The organism is Janibacter terrae NBRC 107853, assembly GCF_001591405.1.
GTDB classification, from domain to species: domain Bacteria; phylum Actinomycetota; class Actinomycetes; order Actinomycetales; family Dermatophilaceae; genus Janibacter; species Janibacter terrae.
In genome coordinates this window covers 315,938-340,166 of the sequence record NZ_BCUV01000007.1, presented here as the reverse complement: position 1 = coordinate 340,166, position 24,229 = coordinate 315,938, and the positions used below count along the sequence as shown (strand labels likewise).

At 70.0% G+C, this 24,229-nt stretch carries 23 protein-coding genes; 17 read left to right on the top strand and 6 right to left on the bottom strand.

Features of this window, described 5'->3' with window-relative positions; translation table 11 throughout:
- Window positions 1-13 precede the first annotated feature (13 nt).
- Genes JT1_RS11190 through JT1_RS11125 form a run of 14 tightly spaced genes read left to right on the top strand, consistent with a single transcriptional unit; the run spans window position 14 to window position 16,590 of the window.
- Window positions 14-601, top strand: a complete 588-nt coding sequence (locus tag JT1_RS11190) for a NuoB/complex I 20 kDa subunit family protein (RefSeq protein ID WP_068326311.1) — start codon at window positions 14-16, stop codon at window positions 599-601.
- Complete coding sequence (locus JT1_RS11185; protein ID WP_082807624.1) at window positions 598-1,428, top strand: NADH-quinone oxidoreductase subunit C; 831 nt, start codon at window positions 598-600, stop codon at window positions 1,426-1,428. Before JT1_RS11190 ends, JT1_RS11185 begins: the two co-directional genes overlap by 4 nt.
- On the top strand, window positions 1,428-2,780 hold the full coding sequence (locus JT1_RS11180; RefSeq protein ID WP_068326308.1) for an NADH-quinone oxidoreductase subunit D: 1,353 nt from the start codon (window positions 1,428-1,430) through the stop codon (window positions 2,778-2,780). The genes JT1_RS11185 and JT1_RS11180 overlap by 1 nt, the downstream gene beginning before the upstream one ends.
- Window positions 2,777-3,646, top strand: coding sequence for an NADH-quinone oxidoreductase subunit NuoE (gene nuoE / locus JT1_RS11175; protein WP_068326305.1), 870 nt, complete (start codon window positions 2,777-2,779; stop codon window positions 3,644-3,646). Before JT1_RS11180 ends, nuoE begins: the two co-directional genes overlap by 4 nt.
- Window positions 3,643-4,956 (top strand): NADH-quinone oxidoreductase subunit NuoF, encoded by a 1,314-nt coding sequence (gene nuoF, locus JT1_RS11170; RefSeq protein WP_068326302.1) that lies wholly within the window; start codon window positions 3,643-3,645, stop codon window positions 4,954-4,956. The genes nuoE and nuoF overlap by 4 nt, the downstream gene beginning before the upstream one ends.
- Entirely contained in the window at window positions 4,953-7,334 is a 2,382-nt protein-coding gene (locus JT1_RS11165; RefSeq protein WP_068326300.1) for an NADH-quinone oxidoreductase subunit G, read from the top strand. The genes nuoF and JT1_RS11165 overlap by 4 nt, the downstream gene beginning before the upstream one ends.
- Window positions 7,331-8,737 (top strand): NADH-quinone oxidoreductase subunit NuoH, encoded by a 1,407-nt coding sequence (gene nuoH / locus JT1_RS11160; protein WP_068326297.1) that lies wholly within the window; start codon window positions 7,331-7,333, stop codon window positions 8,735-8,737. Before JT1_RS11165 ends, nuoH begins: the two co-directional genes overlap by 4 nt.
- The gene (gene nuoI, locus JT1_RS11155; protein WP_068326293.1) at window positions 8,730-9,371 is read left to right on the top strand and encodes an NADH-quinone oxidoreductase subunit NuoI; all 642 of its coding nucleotides are present in this window, start codon (window positions 8,730-8,732) and stop codon (window positions 9,369-9,371) included. Before nuoH ends, nuoI begins: the two co-directional genes overlap by 8 nt.
- Window positions 9,368-10,135: an NADH-quinone oxidoreductase subunit J gene (locus JT1_RS11150; protein WP_068326289.1), complete on the top strand. Its 768-nt coding sequence runs from the start codon at window positions 9,368-9,370 to the stop codon at window positions 10,133-10,135. The genes nuoI and JT1_RS11150 overlap by 4 nt, the downstream gene beginning before the upstream one ends.
- Window positions 10,132-10,431: an NADH-quinone oxidoreductase subunit NuoK gene (gene nuoK, locus JT1_RS11145; RefSeq protein ID WP_068326286.1), complete on the top strand. Its 300-nt coding sequence runs from the start codon at window positions 10,132-10,134 to the stop codon at window positions 10,429-10,431. Before JT1_RS11150 ends, nuoK begins: the two co-directional genes overlap by 4 nt.
- Before the next feature lie 9 nt (window positions 10,432-10,440).
- Complete coding sequence (nuoL, locus tag JT1_RS11140) at window positions 10,441-12,324, top strand: NADH-quinone oxidoreductase subunit L (protein ID WP_068326283.1); 1,884 nt, start codon at window positions 10,441-10,443, stop codon at window positions 12,322-12,324.
- On the top strand, window positions 12,324-14,015 hold the full coding sequence (locus JT1_RS11135; protein ID WP_068326280.1) for an NADH-quinone oxidoreductase subunit M: 1,692 nt from the start codon (window positions 12,324-12,326) through the stop codon (window positions 14,013-14,015). The genes nuoL and JT1_RS11135 overlap by 1 nt, the downstream gene beginning before the upstream one ends.
- The gene (nuoN, locus tag JT1_RS11130; protein WP_068326278.1) at window positions 14,015-15,580 is read left to right on the top strand and encodes an NADH-quinone oxidoreductase subunit NuoN; all 1,566 of its coding nucleotides are present in this window, start codon (window positions 14,015-14,017) and stop codon (window positions 15,578-15,580) included. Before JT1_RS11135 ends, nuoN begins: the two co-directional genes overlap by 1 nt.
- A gap of 5 nt (window positions 15,581-15,585) precedes the next feature.
- On the top strand, window positions 15,586-16,590 hold the full coding sequence (locus JT1_RS11125) for a polyprenyl synthetase family protein (RefSeq protein WP_068329087.1): 1,005 nt from the start codon (window positions 15,586-15,588) through the stop codon (window positions 16,588-16,590).
- A gap of 90 nt (window positions 16,591-16,680) precedes the next feature.
- On the opposite strand, the gene rarD is transcribed toward JT1_RS11125, so the two are convergent.
- The 5 genes from rarD to JT1_RS11100 form a co-directional block, all read right to left on the bottom strand.
- Window positions 16,681-17,619: an EamA family transporter RarD gene (gene rarD, locus JT1_RS11120; RefSeq protein WP_068326275.1), complete on the bottom strand. Its 939-nt coding sequence runs from the start codon at window positions 17,617-17,619 to the stop codon at window positions 16,681-16,683.
- Between the two features lie 31 nt (window positions 17,620-17,650).
- Entirely contained in the window at window positions 17,651-18,331 is a 681-nt protein-coding gene (locus JT1_RS11115; protein ID WP_068326272.1) for a class F sortase, read from the bottom strand.
- Between the two features lie 71 nt (window positions 18,332-18,402).
- Window positions 18,403-20,154, bottom strand: a complete 1,752-nt coding sequence (locus tag JT1_RS11110; protein ID WP_082807623.1) for a PhoX family protein — start codon at window positions 20,152-20,154, stop codon at window positions 18,403-18,405.
- Between the two features lie 329 nt (window positions 20,155-20,483).
- The gene (locus JT1_RS11105; protein ID WP_068326269.1) at window positions 20,484-20,804 is read right to left on the bottom strand and encodes an STAS domain-containing protein; all 321 of its coding nucleotides are present in this window, start codon (window positions 20,802-20,804) and stop codon (window positions 20,484-20,486) included.
- Window positions 20,801-21,559 (bottom strand): GntR family transcriptional regulator, encoded by a 759-nt coding sequence (locus JT1_RS11100; RefSeq protein ID WP_068326266.1) that lies wholly within the window; start codon window positions 21,557-21,559, stop codon window positions 20,801-20,803. Before JT1_RS11100 ends, JT1_RS11105 begins: the two co-directional genes overlap by 4 nt.
- 45 nt (window positions 21,560-21,604) lie before the next feature.
- Between JT1_RS11100 and JT1_RS11095 the strand changes: the two genes are divergently transcribed.
- From JT1_RS11095 to JT1_RS11085, 3 genes are read left to right on the top strand one after another with little or no spacing between them, the layout of a single operon-like run.
- The gene (locus JT1_RS11095; RefSeq protein WP_068265065.1) at window positions 21,605-22,342 is read left to right on the top strand and encodes a DsbA family protein; all 738 of its coding nucleotides are present in this window, start codon (window positions 21,605-21,607) and stop codon (window positions 22,340-22,342) included.
- Entirely contained in the window at window positions 22,342-23,220 is an 879-nt protein-coding gene (locus JT1_RS11090; RefSeq protein WP_068326263.1) for a cytochrome c biogenesis CcdA family protein, read from the top strand. The genes JT1_RS11095 and JT1_RS11090 overlap by 1 nt, the downstream gene beginning before the upstream one ends.
- Before the next feature lies 1 nt (window position 23,221).
- The gene (locus JT1_RS11085; protein WP_218005591.1) at window positions 23,222-23,728 is read left to right on the top strand and encodes a hypothetical protein; all 507 of its coding nucleotides are present in this window, start codon (window positions 23,222-23,224) and stop codon (window positions 23,726-23,728) included.
- Window positions 23,729-23,748: 20 nt separating this feature from the next.
- Here the strand turns inward: JT1_RS11085 and JT1_RS11080 are convergent, their stop codons facing one another.
- Window positions 23,749-24,015 carry a metal-sensitive transcriptional regulator gene (locus tag JT1_RS11080; RefSeq protein WP_068326260.1) on the bottom strand — a complete coding sequence of 89 codons (267 nt, stop codon included), beginning with the start codon at window positions 24,013-24,015 and terminating at the stop codon, window positions 23,749-23,751.
- Between the last annotated feature and the right edge of the window lie 214 nt (window positions 24,016-24,229).

Sequence of the window (24,229 nt, the reverse complement as noted above, 5' to 3'; positions counted from 1 at the left end):
ACGGAGACAAGACATGGGACTCGAGGAGAAGCTGCCCGCGGGCATCGCCCTCACGACGGTCGAGCACCTTGCCGGCTACATGCGCAAGGCCTCGATCTGGCCGGCCACCTTCGGCCTGGCCTGCTGCGCCATCGAGATGATGGCCGTCGGCACGCCGCACTACGACCTGGCGCGCTTCGGCATGGAGCGCTTCGCGGCGACGCCGCGCCAGGCCGACCTGATGATCGTCGCCGGCCGGGTGAGCAACAAGATGGCCCCGGTCGTGCGCCAGGTCTACGACCAGATGGCCAACCCCAAGTGGGTCATCTCGATGGGCGTGTGCGCCAGCTCCGGCGGCATGTTCAACAACTACGCGATCGTCCAGGGCGTCGACCACATCATCCCGGTCGACATCTACCTGCCCGGCTGCCCGCCGCGACCGGAGATGCTGCTCAACGCGATCATCACCCTCCACGAGCAGATCCAGAGCACGCCGCTGGGCGTCAACCGGGTCGCCGCGGCCCGTGCCGCGGAGCAGGCGGCGCTCGGCGCCACCCCGACGGAGCTGCAGCCCCCGACGCACGACCACGAGGGCCTGCTCGGAAGGAACCTCCTGGCATGAGCGACGAGAAGAAGGACGTCGGCACGCCGGCGCCCGACGGCGTCCACCCCACGGGTCCGGGCCTCGGCGGCACGGCCAACAAGGGCTTCCCCGACACCTCGGGTCTCGTCGGCGGCAACCGTCCGGTCGAGTACACCAACGTCCGGCCCGAGGGCGAAGGGGAGGTCCCGCCCGAGCGCGCACCCGTCGTCCGGGACGAGCGCCGGGGCATGTTCGGCGCCCGCGAGGGCCAGGACACCTCTGGCTACGGCGGCCTGAAGCGCACGATCGCCTTCCCCGGCGCCGCCCAGCGCCCCTACGGCGGCTGGTACGACGAGGTCGTCGACCGTCTCGCCGACGCGACGGGTGGTGACCTGCTCGAGCGGGTCGTCGTCCACGCCGACGAGCTGACCCTGCACGTGCACCGCGACGACCTGCCGGTCGTCATGCGCGCGCTGCGTGACCGGCCCGACCTGCGCTTCGAGATGTGCATGTCGGTCTCCGGCGTGCACTTCCCTCACGACGAGGGCGCCGAGCTGCACGTCGCCTACCACCTGCTGTCGATCACGCACGGCGGCCGCCGGCTGCGCGTCGAGGTCACCGCACCCGACGCCGACCCGCACGTCCCGAGCGTCGTCGCCACCTACCCGGCGGCCGACTGGCACGAGCGGGAGACGTGGGACATGTTCGGCGTCGTCTTCGACGGGCACCCCGCGCTCACCCGCATCCTCATGCCCGACGACTGGGCCGGGCACCCGCAGCGCAAGGACTACCCGCTGGGTGGCATCCCGGTGGAGTACAAGGGCGGCACCGTCCCGCCGCCCGACGAGCGGAGGTCGTACAGCTGATGGCCACGTACACGCACAGTGCGGGGGTGCACTCGACCCCGGGTGCCGACGACCTCGCCGAGGGCCACGTCGTCAACGTCCAGGGGGGTGACTGGGACCAGGAGATGGGCGAGCTCGGGATGAACCCCGAGGAGCGCATCGTCCTCAACATGGGTCCGCAGCACCCCTCGACCCACGGCGTGCTCCGCCTGATCCTCGAGCTCGACGGCGAGACGGTCACCGAGGCCCGCGCGGGCATCGGCTACCTGCACACCGGCATCGAGAAGAACATGGAGTTCCGCACCTGGACGCAGGGGGTCACCTTCTGCACCCGGATGGACTACCTGACCCCGATGTTCCAGGAGACCGCGTACTGCCTGGCGATCGAGAAGGTCCTGGGCATCACAGCCGACATCCCCGAGCGGGCCAGCGCGATCCGCGTGCTGATGATGGAGCTCACCCGCATCTCGAGCCACCTCATCTGCCTGGGCACCGGCGGCATGGAGATGGGCGCGACGACGATCATGACGATCGGCTTCCGCGAGCGGGAGCGGATCCTCTCGGTCATCGAGAACATCACCGGCCTGCGGATGAACAACGCCTACGTCCGCCCCGGCGGCGTGGCCTCCGACCTGCCGCACGGCGCGATCGACAAGATCCGCGAGACCGTCCCGCAGGTGCGCCGGGGCATCGGCGAGCTGGAAAGACTGCTCCTCGAGAACCCGATCCTCAAGGGTCGCACCAAGGACGTCGGTGTCCTCTCGCTCACGGGCTGCACCGCCCTGGGCATCACCGGCCCCGTCCTACGCTCCACAGGGCTCCCGCACGACCTGCGCAAGCTCAGCCCGTACTGCGGCTACGAGAAGTACGACTTCGACGTCGTCACCCGCACCGGCGCCGACGCGTACGACCGCCTCTGCATCCGCCTGGACGAGATGCGCGAGAGCCTGCGGATCGTCGAGCAGGTGACCGACGAGCTGCAGCGCAACCCCGGCCCCGTCATGGTCGCCGACAAGCGGATCGCGTGGCCGGCGCAGCTGGCCGTGGGCGGCGACGGCATGGGCAACAGCCTCGACCACATCCGCGAGATCATGGGCACCTCGATGGAGTCGCTGATCCACCACTTCAAGCTGGTGACGGAGGGCTTCCGCGTCCCGCCGGGCCAGGCCTACGTCGCGGTCGAGTCGCCGAAGGGGGAGCTCGGCTGCCACGTCGTCGCCGACGGCGGCACCCGCCCCTACCGGGCCCACTTCCGGGACCCGAGCTTCAACAACCTGCAGGCCGTCGCGGCCATGTGCGAAGGGGGCAACCTCGCCGACGTCATCGTCGCCGTCGCCTCCATCGACCCGGTGATGGGAGGAGTCGACCGATGAGCTCAGGATTCGGTGAGCAGACCGCCTCGGGGCACCTGCACGTGCCCTCGGAGAGCAAGGAGCCGTACCCCGCCGACGTGCTCGAGCGGCTCTCCGTCGAGGCCGAGCAGGTCATCGCCCGCTACCCGCAGCCGCGCTCGGCGCTGCTGCCGCTGCTGCACCTCGTGCAGAGCGAGGACGGGTACGTCACGGGTCGTGGCATCGACTTCTGCGCGACCACCCTCGGCCTGACGACGGCCGAGGTCTCGGGGGTCGCGACCTTCTACACCCAGTACAAGCGCCACCCCAACGGCGACTACACCGTCGGTGTCTGCACCAACACGCTGTGCGCCGTCATGGGCGGCGATCAGATCTGGGACACGGTGAGCGAGCACCTCGGCATCGGCCACGACGAGACGACCGAGGACGGCAAGATCACCCTCGAGCGCATCGAGTGCAATGCCGCGTGCGACTACGCCCCGGTCGTCATGACCAACTGGGAGTTCTTCGACAACCAGACGCCCGAGTCGACCGTGCGGCTCGTCGACGACCTGCGCTCCGGCGTCCCGGTGGCGCCGACCCGCGGACCGAGCCGGGTGTGCACCTTCACCCAGGTCTCCCGCGTCCTCGCCGGCTTCCCCGACGGCCTGGCCGACGAGGGCGTCGGCGCCGGGCCCGCGTCCCTGCGCGGGGTGGAGCTGGCCAGGCGCGAAGGGTGGACCGCCCCCGGTGACGACGCCGTCGCCACGAGCCCGGACGCCGCCGGCGCCTCCCTCGACGGCATCGCCGTCGGCGAGCAGGGCTCCGTCGACACCCCGGTCAACGAGCCCGACGAGCGTCCCGGTGGCCAGGACGCGCAGGAGCAGGCCAAGGAGGACGACAAGTGACGACGCTGACGCCGATCCTCACGAAGTTCTGGGACCACCCGCAGTCCTGGACCCTCGGGACCTACGAGGACAACGACGGGTACGCCGCCCTCCGGCAGGCGCTGCAGACGGACCCGTCGGACCTCGTCCAGTCGATGAAGGACTCCGGCCTGCGCGGCCGCGGCGGCGCCGGCTTCCCGACCGGCATGAAGTGGGGCTTCCTGCCCCCGCCGGACGGCGGCCCCCGCTACCTCGTCGTCAACGCCGACGAGTCCGAGCCGGGTACCTGCAAGGACATCCCACTGCTCATGGCGGCCCCGCACTTCCTCGTCGAGGGCGTCGCGATCACCTCCTTCGCCATCGGCTGCAACCACGCCTTCATCTACCTGCGCGGCGAGGTCGTGCACGTCTACCGCCGCCTCATGCGCGCGGTCGAGGAGGCCTACGCGGCGGGCTACCTCGGCAAGGACGTCCTGGGCACCGGCTTCGACCTCGACGTCACCGTGCACGCGGGTGCCGGCGCCTACATCTGCGGCGAGGAGACCGCCCTCCTGGACTCCCTCGAGGGGCGACGGGGCCAGCCGCGGCTCAAGCCCCCCTTCCCCGCCGTCGCCGGCCTGTACGCCCGCCCCACGGTCGTCAACAACGTCGAGTCGATCGCCTCCGTGCCGCTCATCGTGCGCAAGGGCGCAGAGTGGTTCTCCGACATGGGGACCGAGAAGTCCCAGGGCTTCGGCATCTTCTCCCTGTCCGGGCACGTGAAGCACCCCGGCCAGTACGAGGCGCCGCTCGGCATCACGCTGCGCGAGCTCATCGACATGGCCGGCGGCATGCGCGACCCGGGCCACCCGCTGAAGTTCTGGACGCCCGGTGGCTCGTCGACGCCGATCTTCACCGACCAGCACCTCGACGTCCCGCTGGACTTCGAGTCCGTCGCCGCCCACGGCTCGATGCTCGGCACGCGCGCGCTGCAGATCTTCGACGACACCGTCTCGGTCGTGCGCGCCGTGAGCCGCTGGACCGACTTCTACAAGCACGAGTCCTGCGGCAAGTGCACCCCGTGCCGCGAGGGCACGTGGTGGCTGGCCCAGATCCTCGAGCGCATCGAGCACGGCAAGGGCACCCCCGAGGACATCGACAAGCTCGTCGACATCTGCGACAACATCCTCGGTCGTTCCTTCTGCGCTCTCGGTGACGGCGCCACGAGCCCGATCACCTCCGCCGTCAAGTACTTCCGTGAGGAGTTCGAGGCGGGCTGCCACACGCCGGCCGCGGAGCTCTTCCCGCCCGCCGCCTCGACGCTCTTCGCCAAGGAGCAGGTATCCGCATGACCGCCACGAGCGACAAGGACCAGACCGTGGCCGAGGCCCGGCCCGAGCTGGTCAACCTCAGCATCGACGGCATCGCCGTCTCGGTGCCCAAGGACACCCTCGTCATCCGCGCCGCGGAGGAGGCCGGGATCGAGATCCCGCGCTTCTGCGACCACCCGCTCCTCGAGCCGGTCGGCGCCTGCCGGCAGTGCCTCGTCGAGGTCGCGACGCCGGACCGCGAGGGCAATGTCAAGCCGATGCCCAAGCCCCAGGCGAGCTGCACCATGACGGTGAGCGAGGGCATGCAGGTGCGCACCCAGCACACCTCGCCCGTGGCCGACAAGGCGCAGCAGGGCGTGATGGAGATGCTCCTGATCAACCACCCGCTCGACTGCCCCGTCTGCGACAAGGGTGGCGAGTGCCCCCTGCAGAACCAGTCGATGAGCAACGGCCGGGCCACCTCGCGCTTCGAGGACGTCAAGCGCACCTACCCCAAGCCGATCAACATCTCCTCGCAGGTCCTCCTCGACCGCGAGCGCTGCGTCCTGTGCGCCCGCTGCACCCGCTTCTCCGACCAGGTCGCCGGCGACCCGTTCATCGCGCTCGTCGAGCGCGGGGCGCTGCAGCAGGTCGGGATCTACGAGGAGCAGCCCTTCGAGTCCTACTTCTCGGGCAACACCGTCCAGATCTGCCCGGTCGGGGCGCTCACCGGGGCGGCCTACCGCTTCCGGTCGCGTCCCTTCGACCTCGTCTCCACCCCCGACGTCTGCGAGCACTGCGCCGACGGCTGCTCCCTTCGCACCGACCACCGCCGGGGCACGGTCCTGCGGCGCATGGCCGGCAACGACCCGCAGGTCAACGAGGAGTGGAACTGCGACAAGGGGCGCTGGGCCTTCGCCTACGCCAACCTGGGTGACCGCTTCGAGCTGCCGATGGTCCGCGACGAAGGGGGCGTGCTGCGCGTCGTCTCGTGGCAGGAGGCCCTCGCCACCGCCGCGGCCGGCCTGCGCGCCGCGCAGGGCCACGGCGTCCTCGTGGGTGGCCGCGTGAGCGTCGAGGACGCCCACGCCTACGCGACCTTCGCCCGCTCGGTCCTGGCGACCGACAACATCGACCACCGCGCCCGCCCGCACTCCGCGGAGGAGCGCGACTTCCTCCTGCGACACGTCGCGGGGACGACGCCCACCAGTGGCGGCGTCACCTACGAGCGGCTCGGCCGGGCCGGGTCCGTGCTCCTCGTCGGCCTCGAGCCGGAGGAGGAGAGCCCGATCCTCTTCCTGCGGCTGCGCAAGGCCTACCGCAAGGCCAAGACCTCGATCCACGCGATCGCGCCCCTGGCCACCCGCGGTCTCGACAAGCTGGGCGGCACGCTCATCCCCTCCGCCCCGGGGACCGAGACCGAGGTCCTCACCGCGCTGGCCGGCGCGAGCGCCCCCGGCGCCGAGGGCGACCCGATCGCCACGGCCCACGCCGCGCTGCGCGGCGAGGGTGCCTTCATCCTCGTCGGCGAGCGCATGGCGACCGTCCCCGGCGCCCTGGCCGCGGTCGCCGAGCTGGCCGACGCCACCGGCGCCGAGATCGCCTGGGTCCCGCGCCGCGCGGGCGAGCGCGGAGCCATCGAGGCCGGCTGCCTCCCCGGCGAGCAGGGCCTCGACACGGCTGGCATCGTCCGGGCCGCGGCCGACGGCACGCTCGGCGGACTCGTCGTCGGCGGCGTCGACGCCCACGACCTCGCCGAGCCGCTGGCCGCCCAGGCCTTCGAGCGCGCCTTCGTCGTCTCCCTCGAGATCCGGCCGAGCAGCGTCACCGAGCACGCCGACGTCGTGCTGCCGGTCGCCCCGCACGCGGAGCGCGCGGGTGCCTTCGTCAACTGGGAGGGGCGCGTGCGTCCCTTCGAGGCCTCGCTCGACACGACCGCGCTGCCCGACCACCGGGTGCTGCACATGCTGGCCGACGAGATGGGCGAGTTCCTCGGCACCCGCACCGTCGCCGAGGCCCGCCGCTCCCTGGAGTCCACGAGTGCACCCCGCGCCCAGGGCTACCCGCCGCGGGTGCGCCGTGCGCCGGTGCCGCAGCCGGGGACCGGCGAGCTCGTGCTCGCCACCTGGCGGCTCATGCTCGACAAGGGCACCCTGCAGGACGGCGAGCCCTTCCTGGCCGGGACCGCCCGGGCGCCGCGGGCCCTCGTCTCGCCGGTCACCGCGCAGGGCCTCGGGGTCGCCGAGGGCGACCTCGTCACCGTGAGCGCCGACGACGTGCGGGTCACCGTGCCGGTGCTCGTCCACGACATGGTCGACCACGTCGTGTGGCTGCCGACCAACTCGGAGAGCTGTGACCTGCGCAGCCTCTCCGGCCGAGCCGGAGCGATCGTCTCCGTGACCAAGGGTGGTGCGGCATGACCGGGTTCTCCACGCTCGCCGGGCTGGGCGCGCTGTCCGCCGCGGCGGACAAGCCGGTGGCGGCGGACTTCAGCGACACCCCGCTGTGGCTGTCGGTGGTCAAGGCGCTCCTGCTCTTCGTCTACCTGCTCGTCTCGGTGCTGCTCGTCATCTGGTTCGAGCGCCGCATCATCGGTCGGATGCAGCAGCGTCCCGGCCCCAACCGCAACGGCCCCTTCGGCCTGCTGCAGACGCTCGCCGACGGCATGAAGTCGATGCTCAAGGAGGACGTGCGGCCCAAGGCCGCCGACGCGTTCATCTTCACCATCGCGCCGGTGATCTTCGCGTCGATGGCCTTCGTCGCCTTCTCGATCATGCCGCTCGGCGGCATGGTCTGGATGTTCGGCCACCACACGCCCCTGCAGCTGACCGACCTGCCGGTCGCCGCGCTGCTCGTCCTCGCGGTCGCGGGTGTCGCGGCCTACGGCATCGTGCTCGGCGGCTGGTCGGCCGGCTCGACCTACCCGCTCCTCGGCGGCCTGCGCGCCACGGCCCAGCTGATCTCCTACGAGATCGCCATGGGCCTGGCGCTCGTCGCGGTCTTCATGTACTCGGGCTCGATGAGCACGAGCGAGATCGTCGCCGCCCAGAGCGACCTCTGGTACATCGTCCCGGCCTGCGTCTCCTTCGTGATCTACGTGATCACCATGGTCGGCGAGACCAACCGGCTGCCCTTCGACCTCGCCGAGGGCGAGGGCGAGATCGTCGGTGGCTACTTCACCGAGTACTCGGGCATGCGCTTCGCGATGTTCTTCCTCGGCGAGTACATCAACATGTTCACCGTCTCGGCCCTGGCCACGACGCTCTTCCTCGGCGGCTGGCAGGCGCCTCCCGGCATCGCCGCCATCGGCGACGGCATGCTCAACACCGGCTGGTGGGGTCTGCTGTGGTTCACCGTCAAGCTCTGGCTCTTCATGTTCTTCTTCGTCTGGCTGCGCGGCACGCTCCCGCGCACGCGCTACGACCAGTTCATGCGCTTCGGCTGGAAGTTCCTCATCCCGGTGACCGTCGCCTGGGTCATCGCGGTGGCCTTCATCCGCGGCGCCGACGCCGGCTTCTTCGGGGACGGCACGGTCGGCCTGCTCGGACGTGAGTTCCCGATCTCCTCGCTGATCATCGTCGCCGTCCTCGCGGTCCTCGTCCTCGGCTCGACGTGGATCTGGGAGACCAAGGTCGAGGCCCGCACCCGCGCCCAGGAGGAGGCGGCCGTCGTGCCCGAGGAGATCGACCCGTGGGCCGAGGGCTACCCCGTGCCACCGATGCCCGGTCAGCGCCTCGTCGAGCCGTCCCGTGGCGGCACGGCGATCGCCGACGCGCCCGCGCCCACCGCCCCGTCCAGCCCCCAGGAGGAGCACCGTGGCTGACGAGTCCCAGGGAGGGTTCTTCTCGGACCTCTTCGCCCCTGTCGCCGGATTCGGGGTGACCTTCGCGACGATGTTCCGCAAGGTCGCCACCCAGGAGTACCCCGAGGTCAAGTGGCCCACCCAGCCGCGGTTCCACGGGCGCCACCAGCTCAACCGTCACCCGGACGGGCTGGAGAAGTGCGTCGGTTGCGAGCTGTGCGCCTGGGCCTGCCCCGCGGACGCGATCCTCGTCCAGGGCGGCGACAACGACGACGAGCGGGGGCTGCGCTTCAGCCCCGGCGAGCGGTACGGGCACATCTACCAGATCAACTACCTGCGCTGCATCTTCTGCGGGCTCTGCATCGAGGCCTGCCCGACCCGGGCGCTCACGATGACCAACGAGTACGAGCTCGCCGACAACAACCGCGCCGACCTGATCTTCACCAAGGAGCAGCTGCTCGCCCCGCTGCAGGAGGGCATGCTCCCCGCGCCGCACCCGATGGTCGAGGGCATGGAGGAGCGCGACTACTACCAGGGCAAGGTCGCCACCGCCACGCCCGAGCAGCGCACCTGGGTCGAGCAGCACGCTGCCGCCCGTGCCGAGCAGGACGCCGCCGCGTCCGTGGGCACCGACGAGACGGGGGAGGCCCGATGACCGGCACCGGTGAGGCAGTCGTCTTCTGGATCCTCAGCTGCATCGCCGTCCCCGGGGCGCTCGCGCTGCTCTTCGCCCGCAAGGCGGTGCACGCGGCCATCGGCATGGTGACGACGATGATCGTCCTCGGCGTCTTCTACCTCCTGCAGGAGGCGCCCTTCCTCGGTGTCGTGCACATCTTCGTGTACACGGGCGCCGTGATGATGCTCTTCCTCTTCGTCGTCATGCTCGTCGGCGTCGACGCCGCCGACTCGCTCGTCGAGACGCTCAAGGGCCAGCGCCTGCTGACCGCCCTCGTCTCCGTCGTCGCGCTGCTCGTGCTCTTCGCCGCCATCGGCCGGGTCGCCTGGGACGGGGACCCGAGCCTGGCTGAGGTCAACACCGACCCGGGCAACGTCGAGGGCATCGCCTACCTCGTCTTCGGCAGGTACGTCTGGCTCTTCGAAGTCACCGCCGGTCTGCTGACGGTCGCCGCGCTCGGCGCCATGGTCTTCGCCCACCGCGAGCGGATCATCGCCAAGCCGACGCAGAAGGAGTGGATGGAGCGCCGCTTCCGCGAGGGACGCCACCTCGCCGGCCTCCCCGTGCCCGGTGTCTACGCGCGCCACAACGCGGTCGACACCCCGGCCCTGCTGCCCGACGGCAGCACCTCCGACCTCTCGCTCAACCGCGTGCTCGTCGCCCGGGACCAGGTCACCACGCCGACCCGGTACCGCGAGCTCGAGGACACCGACTCCACGACCGAAGGGGGTGAGCGCCGGTGAGCCCGATGAACTACATCTACCTCGCGACGATCCTCTTCGCGATCGGTGGGTCGACCGTGCTCCTGCGCCGCAACGCGATCGTCGTCTTCATGGGGGTGGAGCTCATGCTCAACGCCGCCTCGCTCGCCTTCGTGACCTTCGCCCGGATGCACGGGTCGCTCGAGGGCCAGGTGATCGCCATGTTCGTCATGGTCGTCGCCGCCGCCGAGGTCGTCGTCGGGCTGGCCATCATCATGGCCGTCTTCCGTGCCCGCCGGTCGGCCTCCGTCGACGACGCCAACCTGCTGAAGCTCTAAGGGGTCATCTTGATCACCGAACTCGCCTGGCTCCTCGTCGCCCTGCCGCTGCTCGGCGCCGTGCTGCTGCTCGTCGGCGGCCGGCTCACCGACTCCTTCGGCCCCCTGCTCGCGACTGCCCTGTCGTGGGGCTCCTTCCTCGTCGGTGCCGCGATCTTCGTGTCGATGCTCGCCTCGGACGCGGGGGAGCGGGCCTCCAGGGTCGAGCTGTACGACTGGGTGCCCGCCGGCTCGATCGACGTCACGGCCGGGCTGCTCGTCGACCCGCTGTCGATGGCCTTCGTCCTGCTCGTCACCTTCGTCGGCTCGCTCATCCACGTGTACTCGCTCGGGTACATGGAGCACGACCCGGACAAGCGGCGCTTCTTCGCCTACCTGAACCTCTTCGTGGCGTCGATGCTCCTGCTCGTCCTCGCCGACTCCTACCTGCTGCTCTTCGTCGGCTGGGAGGGCGTCGGCCTGGCCTCGTGGCTGCTCATCGGGTTCTGGAACCACAACCCGGCCTATGCGACCGCCGCCAACAAGGCCTTCGTCGCCAACCGCATCGGTGACGTCGGGCTGATCCTCGCGATGTCGATCATGTTCGCGACCTTCGGCACCGTGGACTACGCGGCCGTCGACGGCGCCGTCGGCGCCGCGGGCGAGGGCACGCTCACGGCGATCGGCCTGCTGCTCCTGCTCGGCGCCTGCGGCAAGTCCGCGCAGTTCCCCCTGCAGTCCTGGCTCGGGGACGCCATGGCCGGACCGACCCCGGTCTCGGCGCTCATCCACGCCGCGACGATGGTCACCGCCGGCGTCTACCTCGTCGTGCGCAGCCACCACATCTTCGACGCGGCCCCGAACGCGCAGCTCGCGGTCGTCGTCGTCGGCGCGATCACCCTCGTCTACGGGGCGATCGTCGGTTGCGCCAAGGACGACATGAAGAAGGCGCTGGCCGCCTCGACGATGAGCCAGATCGGCTACATGATGCTCGCGGCCGGGCTCGGCCCGGTCGGCTACGCCTTCGCGATCTTCCACCTCGTGACCCACGGCTTCTTCAAGGCCGGGATGTTCCTCGGTGCCGGCTCGGTCATGCACGGGATGGACGACCAGGTCGACATGCGTCGCTTCGGTGGCCTCTCGAGGCTGATGAAGATCACCTGGGTGACCTTCGGCCTGGGCTGGCTCGCGATCCTCGGGGTGCCCCCCTTCGCCGGCTTCTGGAGCAAGGACAAGATCATCGAGGCCGCCTTCGTCGGCGAGGGCTGGCGCCCGTGGGTCTTCGGTCTCACCGCCCTCATCGGCGCCGGCATCACCGCCTTCTACATGTCGCGGCTGTTCTTCATGACCTTCCACGGCAAGCGCCGCTGGACCGATGACGTGCACCCGCACGAGTCGCCGCTGACGATGACCATCCCGATGATGGTCCTCGCCGTCGGCTCGGCCTTCCTCGGTCTGGTCCTCGCGACCGTCGCCCCGATCTCGACCTGGCTCGAGCCGGTCCTCGGCCACGTGGAGCACCACGAGCCCGTCCTGCCGGTCCCGGTCATCATGGCGGGCACGCTGCTCGTCGTCGCCGTCGGCGCCGTGTGGGCCTGGCTGGTCTACGGCCGAGGTGAGGTCCCGCAGGTCGCTCCCGAGGGCAGCGCCCTCACGCGCGCAGCCCGTCGTGACCTCTACCAGGACGAGGCGAACGAGGTGCTCCTGCAGTGGCCCGGCATCGGCCTGACCCGCGGCCTGGTCTCCGTGGACGCCGACGGCGTCGACGGGGCCGGTGTCGGCGGGCTCTCCCGGTCGGTCCAGCGCAGCTCCGCGTGGTTGCGCCGCTCGCAGAACGGCTATGCCCGCTCCTACGCCCTGACGATGCTCTCCGGCGTCGTCGTCTTCCTCGCTGCCATGTGGGTGATGAACTGATGAACGACCTGCCCTGGCTCAGCCTGCTCATGGTGGTGCCGCTCACCGGCGCCGCTGTCGTGGCCGTGCTCCCTGCGAGCAGCGCGGCGCTGGCTCGCCCGATCGCCCTCGGGACATCGCTGCTCACCCTCCTGCTGGGCATCGTCGCTGCCGCGACGAGCTTCACGCGCGGGAGCACCGCGCAGTTCCAGATGGTCGAGCAGCACGAGTGGATCCCGCAGTTCGGCGTCAGCTACGCGCTGGGCGTCGACGGCATCTCGCTCGCGCTCATCCTCATGGCGCTCGTGCTCGTGCCCGTGTGCATCCTGGCCGCGTGGGACGACGTGCCCGAGGGAGGCGCCCGGCACAAGGGGTACTTCGCGCTGCTGCTGTCGCTGCTGCCCTTCATGATCGGCGTCTTCTCGGCGACCGACGTCTTCCTCTTCTACGTCTTCTTCGAGGCCATGCTCGTCCCGGTGTACTTCCTCATCGGGATGTACGGGGGCGCGCACCGCCAGGCCGCCGCGATGAAGTTCCTCCTCTTCTCCCTCGCGGGCGGGCTGATCATGCTCGTCGGTGTCATCGCGCTCTACATCCAGGGGCCCGGGGGTCCCGACGGCTTCCTGGTCGAGAGCCTCACCGGCCTGGGCATCGGCGGCGCCACCGAGCGCTGGCTCTTCGTCGCCTTCTTCATCGCCTTCGCGGTCAAGGCCCCGATGTGGCCGGTCCACACCTGGCTGCCGGACGCCGCGGCCGCCTCGAAGCCCGCCGTCGCGACGCTGCTCGTCGGCGTGCTCGACAAGGTCGGCACCTACGGGATGATCCGCTTCTGCCTCCAGCTCTTCCCGGAGGCCAGCCAGTGGGCGACCCCGGTCGTGGTGACGCTCGCCGTCTTCTCGATCCTCTACGGCGCGATCCTGGCCATCGGCCAGGCGGACATGATGCGCCTCATCGCCTTCACGTCGGTCAGCCACTTCGGCTTCATCGTCCTGGGCATCTTCGCCTTCACGTCCGTCTCCCAGGTCGGGGCCAACTTCTACATGGTCAACCACGGCTTCGCGACGGCTGGCCTCTTCCTCCTCGCCGGCATGCTGATCGCCCGGCGCGGCAGCCAGCGCATCGAGGACTACGGCGGCTGGCAGCGGGTCACCCCGGTGCTCGCCGGTTCCTTCCTCGTCGCGGGGCTCGCGACGCTGTCGCTGCCCGGCCTGTCGACCTTCGTCTCGGAGTTCCTCGTCATCGCCGGGTCGTGGCCGCGCTACCCGGTCGCCACCGCCTTCGCCGTCTGGGGCGTGGTGCTCGCAGCCCTCTACATCCTGCTCATGTACAAGCGGATCTTCACCGGCCCACCTCCCGTCGTGGGCGAGCCCGAGCTCCAGCCGGAGCCCGTCGGGGCCGTGGCGCAGCGGACCACCGGGTCCACGACCGTCGGGTCCCCGGCCGCCGACCTGCCGTACGTCCGGGCCGACCTCGACGAGGGCCGGCCCCCGGGTCGGCTCGCCGTCGCCGTGCGCGACCTCGACTGGCGGGAGAAGGCCGTCGTCGCCCCGCTCGTCGTGGCCCTCGTCGTGCTCGGGTTCTTCCCCAAGCCCGTCCTGGACACCCTCGACCCGGCGGTCGAGCGGACCCTCCAGATCGTCGGCATCACCGACACGGTCCCGTCCGTTCCGGCCGGCCCCACCGACGGCTCGACCTCCGGGAGTGACCACTGATGACCCTGCCCGTCCCCACGGCCTTCGAGGCCGTCGAGATCAGCTACTGGGCCCTCTCGCCGATGATCATCCTCCTCGTCGGGGGTTTCGTCGGGGTGCTCGTCGAGGCCTTCGCGCCGCGGTCCGTGCGGCACCTGACGCAGGTCGGGGTGGCGGTGCTGACGATCCTGCTGTCGTTCGCGGCGCTGCTCCTCATGACCGGTGACGAGATGGGCGTCACCGTCGGCGGGACCGTCGCCGTCGACGGGCCGACCCGCTTCATGCAGGGCACCCTGCTCGTCCTCGGCCTGCTGGGCCTGCTCGTCATGGCCGACCGGCTCGGCGGCGACACCGCCGATGCCTTCACGCCCATGGGTGCGGCCAGCCCGGGGTCGAGCCTCGAGGCGCAGGCCGCCCGCAAGGGGTGGTCGACGACCGAGGTCTTCCCGCTCGCGCTGTTCGCGCTGGCCGGCATGCTCCTCTTCCCGGCGTCCAACGACCTGCTGACGATGTTCGTCGCCCTGGAGCTGCTCTCCCTTCCCCTGTACCTCATGTCGGGCCTGGCCCGTCGCCGTCGGCTGCTCTCCCAGGAGGCGGCGCTCAAGTACTTCCTGCTCGGAGCCTTCTCCTCGGGCTTCTTCCTCTTCGGCGCGGCCCTCCTCTACGGCTACGCGGGCTCGATCGACCTCGCGGCGATCGCGCAGGCCGCGACCACCTCGACCGGCGAGTTCGAGGGGCTGCTGCTCCCGGGTGTCGTCATGGTGCTCGTCGGGCTGCTCTTCAAGGTCGGCGCCGTGCCCTTCCACTCGTGGACCCCGGACGTCTACCAGGGGGCTCCGACCCCGGTCACGGGCTTCATGGCCGCGTGCACCAAGGCGGCTGCCTTCGGCGCGCTGCTCCGCCTGGTGTACGTCGCCCTGGAGACCACCCGCTGGGAGTGGCGCACGGGCGTCATCGTCATCGCCGCCCTGACCATGGTCGTCGGCTCGGTGCTGTCGGTGACCCAGACCGACATCAAGCGGCTGCTGGCCTACAGCTCGATCGCGCACGCGGGGTTCATCATCGTCGCGCTGATCAGCTTCGACCGCTCGGCCGTCGAGGGTGTGCTCTTCTACGTCGTCACCTACGGCATCACGACGATCGCGGCCTTCGCCGTCGTCAACCTCGTCCGGGAGCGCGAGGCCGAGGCCACGCACCTGTCGCAGTGGGCCGGGCTGGGCCGCAACCACCCCTACCTCGCCGGGGCCTTCGCCCTCTTCATGCTCGCCTTCGCCGGGATCCCGCTGACCTCCGGCTTCACCGCCAAGGTCGCGGCCTTCCTCCCGGCGATCGAGCACGGTGGCCTGGCCGGGGTCGTGCTCGTGGTGATCGCGGTGCTCATGTCGGCGATCACTGCCTTCGTCTACATCCGGCTCATCGTCCTGATGTTCTTCACGGAGCCGAGCGGTGACGTGACCGCCGCCGCCCCCGCCACGTTGTCCCTCGTGGTCATCGGCGTCGGGGTGGTCGTTACGATCGTGCTCGGGATCTTCCCCGGGCCGCTCCTCGAGCTGGCCGAGCAGTCCAGCGTCTTCATCCCGAGGTGACCTCCGTGAGCAGCCCGACCCCGCCTGTCCTCGCCCTGCCCGGGGCCAGTGACGACCTGACCGCACGTCTGGGTGTTGGGCTGGAGCAGGTGGAGGCCCTGATCGTCGAGCGCACCCGCAACGAGGACGACTTCATCACCGAGGCCAACCTCCACCTGGCGCGGGCGGGCGGCAAGCGCTTCCGGCCGATGCTCACGATGCTCGTCGCGGAGCTCGGCGAGGGCATCAACGACCGGGTCGTCGCCGCCGCGGCGGGGGTGGAGCTGACCCACCTCGCGAGCCTGTACCACGACGACGTCATGGACGAGGCGGACCTGCGACGCGGGGCGCCGAGCGCCAACGCGCTGTACGACAACTCGACCGCGATCCTCGTCGGCGACCTGCTCTTCGGCACCGCCTCGGACATCATCGCCGACCTGGGCGCCGACGCAGTGAGGATCCAGGCGCGGACCTTCATCCGGCTGTGCTCCGGGCAGATCCGCGACGACCGTCCCTGCCCGCCGGGGCAGGACGCCCGGGAGTACTACCGGGGAGTCCTGGCGGACAAGACCGGCGTCCTCGTGGCCACCGCCGCGCGCTACGGCGCGATGTACAGCGGCTGCACGCCCGAGGTCGTCGAGCTGGTCACCGAGTACGGGGAGCGGCTCGGCATGGCCTTCCAGCTCGCCGACGACCTCATCGACATCTCGAGCGAGTCGGGGGAGACCGGCAAGACGCCCGGGACGGACCTGCGCGAGGGCAAGCGGACCCTGCCGGTCCTCAACGCCCTCGCCTCCGAGGACCCGGCCGACGCCGAGCTGCGCGAGCTGCTGACCTCCGACCTGCGCGAGCCCGAGCGGCTCGAGCGCGCCCTGGAGCTCCTGCGGCCGCACCGGGCGATGGCCGACGCCCGCGAGGAGACCCTCGCCGTCGGCCGGCAGGCCGTCGAGTCCCTCGCCCCGCTACCCGACTCCGATGCCAAGGCTGCGCTCATCGCGCTCATGGAGGGCGTCGTCCACCGCGTCGGTTAGGCGCGGTCCACCCCCTTCGCCCTCGCCCGACCCTGCATTGCCCTAGGGGAATGCGCACCTGGCCGTGCATTGCCCTAGGGGAATGCGGGGTCAGAGCGGCTCGACGGGCTCCAGGGACTCGCACTCGTCCGGCGCCGGGCGACGCCGTCGGTGCGCGGTGCGCAGCGAGTCGACCGTCAGGCAGGCGAGCGCGACCCAGACGATCGCGAAGCCGACCCAACGCTCCGGGGCGAGGTGCTCGTCGAGCACGGTGACGCTCGTGATGAGCTGCAGCACCGGGGTGATGAACTGGATCAGGCCGATCGTCACGAGCGGGATGCGCCGGGCGGCCTCGGCGAAGAGCAGGAGCGGGACCGCCGTCACGATCCCGGCCGAGACGAGCAGCAGCGGGTGCCAGGGCGCGTCGACGGTGAAGGTCCCCTCGCCGGTCGCCGTCAACCACCACACGAGCCCGACGGCCGGAGGCAGCAGGAAGATCGTCTCGGCGGAGAGCGAGTGCAGCGCCGGCAGGGTGGCGCCCAGGCGCTTCTTGGTCAGGCCGTAGCCGCCGAAGGAGAGCGCCAGCGCGAGCGAGATCCACGGCAGGCCACCACCGGCGAGGGTGAGGTAGAGCGCGGCCACCGCGCCGATGCCGACCGCGACCCACTGGAGCGGGCGCAGGTGCTCGCGCAGCACGAGCACGCCGAGACCGACGGTGACGATCGGGTTGAGGAAGTAGCCGAGCGCCGCCTCGTTGGTGCGGCCGATGCCGACCGCGTAGACGTAGACGAACCAGTTGATGCCGATGAGGTAGGCGGCGATCCCGACGCCCAGGGCGAGGCGTCCCCGCAGCTGCCGCGCGAGCGCGACGAGCTCGTGCCGCAGCACCAGGACGACGAGGCACAACACGAAGGTCCACAGGATCCGGTGGGCGAGGATCTCGCTGGCACCGGCGGGCAGCAGGGCGTGGAAGTACAGCGGGAAGGCGCCCCAGATGCCATAGGCGAGCCACGCCGCGAGGACGCCGCGGGCGTCGCGTTGAGGGGTCACCCGGCGAGGCTACCCCCGGCCCGGCGTGCGGTCAGGCGGGGATCTCGGCGACCGCGACGAAGTTGGCCCTGCGGTGCCCGTCCTCGCGGAAGCCCAGCTGGTCGTCGCAGGTGATCAGGACGATGCGCCGGGTGTCGGGGTTCGTGCCCCACACGTCCTCGCTCGTCGTCAGCGCCTCCTTGTCGACGATCCTCGTGGACGTGACCTCGAAGCGCAGCCGCGCGCCGCCGGGGTAGCCCAGGACGACGCCGTCGCCCTTCGCCAGCTGCTCGAGGGCGGCGAAGGCGTCGGGCCGGCCCGAGGAGATCACGTGGCCGGCGATGACCGTCGTGCCCTTCGCGCCGGGCTGCACGCGGTCGTACCCGGTGAACCAGATGACCTCGCCGGGGGAGGGGTTGACCTTGCCGCCGCGCAGGCCCTGGGGCTCGATCCGCGTGGAGAGGCCGACCGCGGGGATGCTCAGGGAGGTCGCGGCGGTCTCGGCGTCCGCGGCCCGGGTACCCGCACGTGCCTCGGCGGCCGACTGCGGGGCGTCCTCGCCCTGCGTCACCCGCACGCTCGGGTCGGGCGCGACGGTCGCGGACGAGCTGCCCCCGGACGAAGGGGAGGTCCCGGGCCTCGCCGTGCCCTCACCGGCGCCGCCGCAGGCGGCGAGCGCGAGCGTGAGGGCGGCGGCTGCCGCGCTGCGCCCCGGGCGGCGCGGGAGGGTCATGTGGTTCACCTTGTCATGCGCGGTGGGCCGCCCGCGACAGTCGCGGACGGCCCACCCGGTGGTGCGTCGGATCAGGCCTTCGTGGACCGGGCGGCCTTCGCGGTGCCCTTGCCCGCGGAGGGGCTCTGCGGCCAGATCATGATGACCGCGGGGCGCGGCTGGGTGTTGCCCCGGTAGGGGAAGGTGCTCTTGACGTTGGTCGTCGAGGCGCCGTCGTCCTCGCCCGGGTGCTGGACCGCGGCGAAGACGACCCGCTCGTCCCACTCGATGAGCGGGCCGCAGCACTCGGAGAAGGCGGGGACGGAGAGGAACTGCTGCAGGTGCCCCTTGTGCTCGCCCTCGAGCGGCATGAGGTACATGCCGTCGCAGCTGCCGAGGGCGTTGCCGTCGGTCGCGATCCACAGGTTGCCCTCGCCGTCGAAGGCCACGTTGTCCGGGCACGAGATGGCGCTGACCTCGGACTTGTCGTAGCCGTTGAAGTACGTCTGCGGGTCGCTCGGGTCACCGCAGACGAGGACGAGCTTCCAGTCGAAGCCGGCCACGGTGTGGTCGCCACCCCGGGGCGTGATCTCGAGGACCTGACCGTGCTTGTTGTTGGCCCGGGGGTTCACCTCGTCGACCTGCGCGGGGGCGCGCCTGGAGTTGTTGGTGAGCGCGGCGTAGACGCGGCCGTTGACGGGGTTGACCTCGACGTCCTCGGGGCGGTCCATCTTGGTCGGGCTGACCGCGTCGGCCGCCAGGCGGGTGTGGACGAGGACCTCCTCGAGGGTGAACCCGTCGACGGCGGACCGGCCGTCGACGACGAGCGGCAGCCACTCGCCGTCGCCGTCGTGGATCCCGTCGACCGAGCCGTTGCCGTTGAACTTGGCGACGTAGAGGTCACCCTCGTCCAGGAGGGCGTGGTTGCCCGCAGCATCGCCCTCGACGTAGGTCCTCGAGGAGACGAACTTGTACATGTAGTCGAAGCGCTCGTCGTCACCCATGTAGACGACGACGCGGCCGTCACCCGCGACCGTGACATTGGCGCCCTCGTGCTTGAAGCGGCCCAGCGCGGTCAGCTTGCGCGGGGTGCTCGACGCGTCGAAGGGGTCGACCTCGACGATCCAGCCGTGGCGGTTGGCCTCGTTGGGCTCACGCGTGAGGTCGAAACGCGGGTCGAGCCGGTCCCAGTCGTGCTGGGCCCGGTTGCCGCTGGCGAGGCCGTAGCGGGCGGCGGCGCGACCGGCGCGGTCGTCGCTCGGGGCGGCCGGCTGGGTGAAGTAGAAGTTGAAGTTCTCCTCGCCGGACAGGACGGTGCCCCACGGCGTCGTGCCCCCGGCGCAGTTGCCGAAGGTGCCCAGCGGCGTCGTGCCGGCGGGGTCGGCCGAGGTCTTGACGAGGTCGTGGCCGCGGACGGGGCCGGCGAAGGTGAACGGCGTCTGGGCCGTGATGCGGCGGTTGAGCGGAGCACCCTGGGTGTACGTCCACTTGCTGTTGGGGTTCTTGCGGGTGATCTCGACGACCGTCATGCCGTGGGCGTTGAGGGTGATGCCGACCTGGTCGTCGGTGAGTGCTTCGGCGCTGGTGTAGCCGGCGAACATCAGCTCGTTGTTGGTGTACTCGTTGTTGACGACGAGGACGGCCCGGTTGGCGCTGCCGTGGCGCAGGACCCCGACGTAGTCGCAGTTGTAGCCCATCTGGCCGGCCTGGGCGGCGGCGGTCTGGTGGTCGAAGTCGAAGGCCGGGGCGCCCTTGAGGATGGGGTCACCCCACGCGATGATCGGGGCCCACTGGAAGCCCTCCGGGACGACGACCTCGTCGACACCCGCGGGGACCGCGTCGATCGGCTCGAAGCCGAAGGGCGCCTTCTTGCCGGTCCGGGCGGCGGTGGCGGCAGCGGCGGGCTGGGCGAACGAGGTCGCGGCGACGTGTCCGGGAACTACCGATTCTGATCATTCGGCCCGTTTTGAACGAGGAATTTGATCATCGTGATCAAAGGTCACTGGTGAACGAAGACTTTGATCAATCTGAACGAGGAATCTGATCAATTCCACTTCCCCACCGAGTGGCCGAGCCACCCCTGACAGGCTGAGGCACCCATCGTGCGGTCGTTCTGACGACCCGGCGCTCGTGACCCTTCCTCGCCGCGTGAGGACCTCCCGTCAGCGGACGTTCAGTGACTGTCGCCCAGCCGCCCAGTCACGAGCTCGCGACGCTCAGCAGATGCCTGGTTGAGCCCGACGATCTCGACGCTCTTGCCCAGACGTTCGTACTTGGCCTGCACTCCGTCCAGGGCGGCAACAGTCGAGGCATCCCAGATGTGACTGTCGGTGAGGTCGATGACGACCCGGGCAGGGTCGGCGGCGTAGTCGAACTGGTAGACGAGGTCGTTGCTGGTGGCGAAGAAGAGCTCGCCCGTGACCTTGCAGACCCGCACATCGGGCTCCCCGTCACCGTCGACGTCGGTGTCAACGATCCGTGCGGTTCTGGTCATTCCCAAGGGATCTCTACCGGGCGTCCGTTGCCGCCGCAGTTGAGGACCGCGGATGCGTCGCCGAAGACGTGGGTGAGAGTGACTCGCTCGCCGACGGCACAGGTGTCGCGCAGTTCCGCCGGTCGGCCATTGAGGCAGGATTTTCGCCGGATCGTCAGCAGTGCAGTGCCCTCGGGGACACCCAGACGTGAGGCGACCTCGCCGGTCGCTCCCACTGAGCGCGTGTGCTCCACGCCGGCATCGAATTCCACGCCGCAGCGGGATCGAAGTGACTTGTACACGGACGTCTCGGTCAGGTCCGCGTCCAAGAGGGGCGCCGCCACCGAGGCGATGATCCACAGCCGGTCGAAGGCGATGGGATCGTCGTCGACGAAGCGCACCCTTGTGATGTGCACGAAGGGGGTGTCCGCTTCGAGGCCCAGTGCGCGGGCGACCACTTCGCTGGTCACGACCCGCTGGGCCAGCACCTCCGAGCGCTCAGAGGTGCCGTTGGCCGTTATGGCCTCTCGCAGGCTGTACATGGGTCCGAGCCCGCTGGTGCGGCTGGCATTGATGACATAGGACTGCCGTCCTCGGGCCCCACCGACGACCCCTCGCTCGCGCAGGGGTTCAAGTGCGCGGCGGATGGTGCCGCGGCTGACGCCGTATTCCGTGGTCAGCGACAACTCGCCCGGAAACCCGTCGACGAACTCGCCGCCCTGAACCCTGCGCATCAGGTCATCGCTGATCTGTCGCCACCGCGGAAGTGTGTGCACACCCACTCCTAGGAAATGTATAGACATTAGGCTACGGTCGGGGTCATGAACGACACGCGCCGCCGGGCGACCATCGTCGCAGGCATTGCCATCATCCTCGTCCTCATCGCCGGGGTGGTGTTTGCCAGCCAGGACGAGGGAGGTAGACCGACTGTCGGGCAAAATTCCTCGCAGAAGGGGGCGCCGAGCCAGGCGATCGCCGATCCGCGCGAGGCTGAGGAACGGGTCGGGTTGGCTCGACGGGACGCTGACACCGTCACGGCGATAGGGGACAAGGACGCCGACCTCGTGCTCATCGAGTACTCCGATTACCGGTGCCCCTTCTGCGGGGCCTTCGCTCGTGACACCTTCCCGAAGCTGAAAGCGCAGTACATCGACACCGGCAAGTTGCGCTTCGAGTGGCGGGACTTTCCCGTCTTCGGCCCAGAGTCGGAAGACGGGGCGATGGCCGCACGGGCTGCCGGTGAGCAGGACCTGTACTGGGAGTACCACGATGCGATGTACCAGGACGCCCCCGAGCGTGGCCACCTGAAGATCACCGACAAAAAGATCATGGACTGGGCCAATGAGATCGGCGTTCCGGACCTAGAGCAGTTCGAGAAGGACCTGGACAGCCCCGAGCTGCGCGCCAAGGTCGATGCCGACACCCAGGAAGCCCGCCAGGTAGGCGCAACAGGGACCCCGACCTTCCTGATCGGCCAGGACCTCATCGTTGGCGCGCAGCCGACCGAGGCCTTCCAGCAGGCCATTGACGAGCAGCTCGAGGCTCTGGAGGACAGCTGATGGACATCGGGTACACCGGCGCCTTCCTCGGTGGCGTTCTCACGCTTCTCAGCCCATGCTCGGTCATGCTGCTTCCGGCCTTCTTTGCCTACGCCTTCACCTCGCCGAGCGCACTCATCGGTCGCACGCTGGTGTTCTACGCAGGCCTGAGCATCACCCTCGTTCCGCTGGGGGTTTTCTCCGGGTCGCTCGGATCCCTCGTGACGACCCATCGCTCACTCATGGTGACGGTCGCCGCGGGAGTGGTCATCGTCCTGGGCCTGTGGCAGCTCTCGGGGCTGCCGGTGCCCGGCGTGTCCCGCACGCAGCACGGCGGTAGCAGTGACCGCACCTCCATCGGTTCAGTCTTCGCCCTCGGCTCCGTATACGCGGTCGCCGGTGTGTGTGCCGGCCCGATCCTCGGGTCAGTGCTCATGGTGGCCGCTGTGAGCGGCAACCCCGTCTACGGGGGTTCCATGCTCGCTCTCTACTCGCTGGGCATGACCGTCCCGCTCTTCGTGCTCGCGGCGGTCTGGAAGCGTCTGGGTGCTCGCGGACGGGCGTTCGTCGCCCCCAAGGAGGTCTCGATCGGGCCTTGGCGCAACACCTGGGCCATGCTCGTCTCCGGGGTGTTGTCGATCGGCATTGGCGTTGTGCTCATCCTCACCGATGGCACCGCCAGCCTCAGTGGCGTGTTCACCATCGGCACCCAACGCTCGGCGGAGTCGGCGCTCAGCGTCTGGAGCTCGGGCGTGTCCGACGTCTGGTTCGTCCTTGCTGCGGCTGTCGTCCTCGCAGGGGCTCTACTCTGGCGCAATCAGAGCGAGAAGCGACAGTCGAGGGCGTCCGCCTCAGGGTCAACCCCTTCGACTTCTGACTTCGTGCGCAAGGAGAACTGATGTGAAGACCCTCATCGAGTCACCGGAGCGGGGACAACCGTTCTTGATCGCTGAGTTGCGGACGTGGCAGTCACGCCGATGGTGGACCGTCGTCGGGGTCGCGGTGCTGACAGTGGTCGCGACCGCGATCCCGACCGCGATGATCCCCAGCCCGGTGTTCAGCCGGGAGGTCCCCACTACTGCGTGGGCGTGGCCCGTGCTGATGATGACCTCGACCCTGGCCGGGCTGGTCGCTGCGACATACGTTGCCCGGCGTGATGTGCGCGACGAGGGCGAACGCGGCTCACGACTGGGCATGCTCGGGGCATTCACGACCTTCTTCGCCGTCGGATGCCCGGTGTGCAACAAGCTCGTCCTCATCGCCCTGGGCTACTCCGGAGCAATGCAGTACTTTGCGCCGGTGCAGCCGCTGCTCGCCGCCGTGGCCATCGTGCTGCTGGCGTGGGCATTCGTCGTCCGCGTCCGCCGCGAACGCTCCTGTCCCCGATTTCCCTCCGTGTGCACGTAGGGACATGCGTCGTGGGGCGGTCAGGCGAGGGCGAGGAAGAGTTTCTCCATCGCAGCCTTGTCGTCTTCGTTGACGCCTTCTGGTGAGGAGAGGCACTCCTGCAGGCCGGAGGAGACGATGGCGAAACCGGCCCGGTCGAGGGCCTTGCTGGCTGCGGCGAGCTGGGTGACCACGTCCTTGCAGTCGCGGCCCTCCTCGATGAGACGGATCACCCCACCGATCTGACCCTGCGCCCGGCGTAGCCGGTTGATGACCGGCCCCATGTCATCCATGTCCAAAGCGACCATGCGTCCTTCTCCTTCGTGATCGGGTGCGTCAGCCGACCTGGCCGGCAGCGCAGTCAGGTCGGCGTCGAGTCGAGCGCGCACATCACTGCGATGTCCTGACCACTCATTCTCTGTCACGCCAACCATGGTGTCGGGTTCGAGGGGCACTCCCATCGAGTGCACGACCTTGGTGACTGCTGTTGACACAATACCCCCAGGGGTATTAATTTGTCAC

Coding starts and splice junctions, on each gene's coding strand:
- nuoH (WP_068326297.1), top strand. CDS start 7,331: ATGACCGGGTTCTCCACGCTCGCCGGGCTGGGCGCGCTGTCCGCCGCG.
- JT1_RS11165 (WP_068326300.1), top strand. CDS start 4,953: ATGACCGCCACGAGCGACAAGGACCAGACCGTGGCCGAGGCCCGGCCC.
- JT1_RS11080 (WP_068326260.1), bottom strand. CDS start 24,015: ATGGTCGCTTTGGACATGGATGACATGGGGCCGGTCATCAACCGGCTA.
- nuoN (WP_068326278.1), top strand. CDS start 14,015: ATGACCCTGCCCGTCCCCACGGCCTTCGAGGCCGTCGAGATCAGCTAC.
- JT1_RS11180 (WP_068326308.1), top strand. CDS start 1,428: ATGGCCACGTACACGCACAGTGCGGGGGTGCACTCGACCCCGGGTGCC.
- JT1_RS11105 (WP_068326269.1), bottom strand. CDS start 20,804: ATGACCAGAACCGCACGGATCGTTGACACCGACGTCGACGGTGACGGG.
- JT1_RS11150 (WP_068326289.1), top strand. CDS start 9,368: ATGACCGGCACCGGTGAGGCAGTCGTCTTCTGGATCCTCAGCTGCATC.
- nuoE (WP_068326305.1), top strand. CDS start 2,777: ATGAGCTCAGGATTCGGTGAGCAGACCGCCTCGGGGCACCTGCACGTG.
- JT1_RS11095 (WP_068265065.1), top strand. CDS start 21,605: ATGAACGACACGCGCCGCCGGGCGACCATCGTCGCAGGCATTGCCATC.
- JT1_RS11090 (WP_068326263.1), top strand. CDS start 22,342: ATGGACATCGGGTACACCGGCGCCTTCCTCGGTGGCGTTCTCACGCTT.
- JT1_RS11190 (WP_068326311.1), top strand. CDS start 14: ATGGGACTCGAGGAGAAGCTGCCCGCGGGCATCGCCCTCACGACGGTC.
- JT1_RS11115 (WP_068326272.1), bottom strand. CDS start 18,331: ATGACCCTCCCGCGCCGCCCGGGGCGCAGCGCGGCAGCCGCCGCCCTC.
- JT1_RS11135 (WP_068326280.1), top strand. CDS start 12,324: ATGAACGACCTGCCCTGGCTCAGCCTGCTCATGGTGGTGCCGCTCACC.
- JT1_RS11185 (WP_082807624.1), top strand. CDS start 598: ATGAGCGACGAGAAGAAGGACGTCGGCACGCCGGCGCCCGACGGCGTC.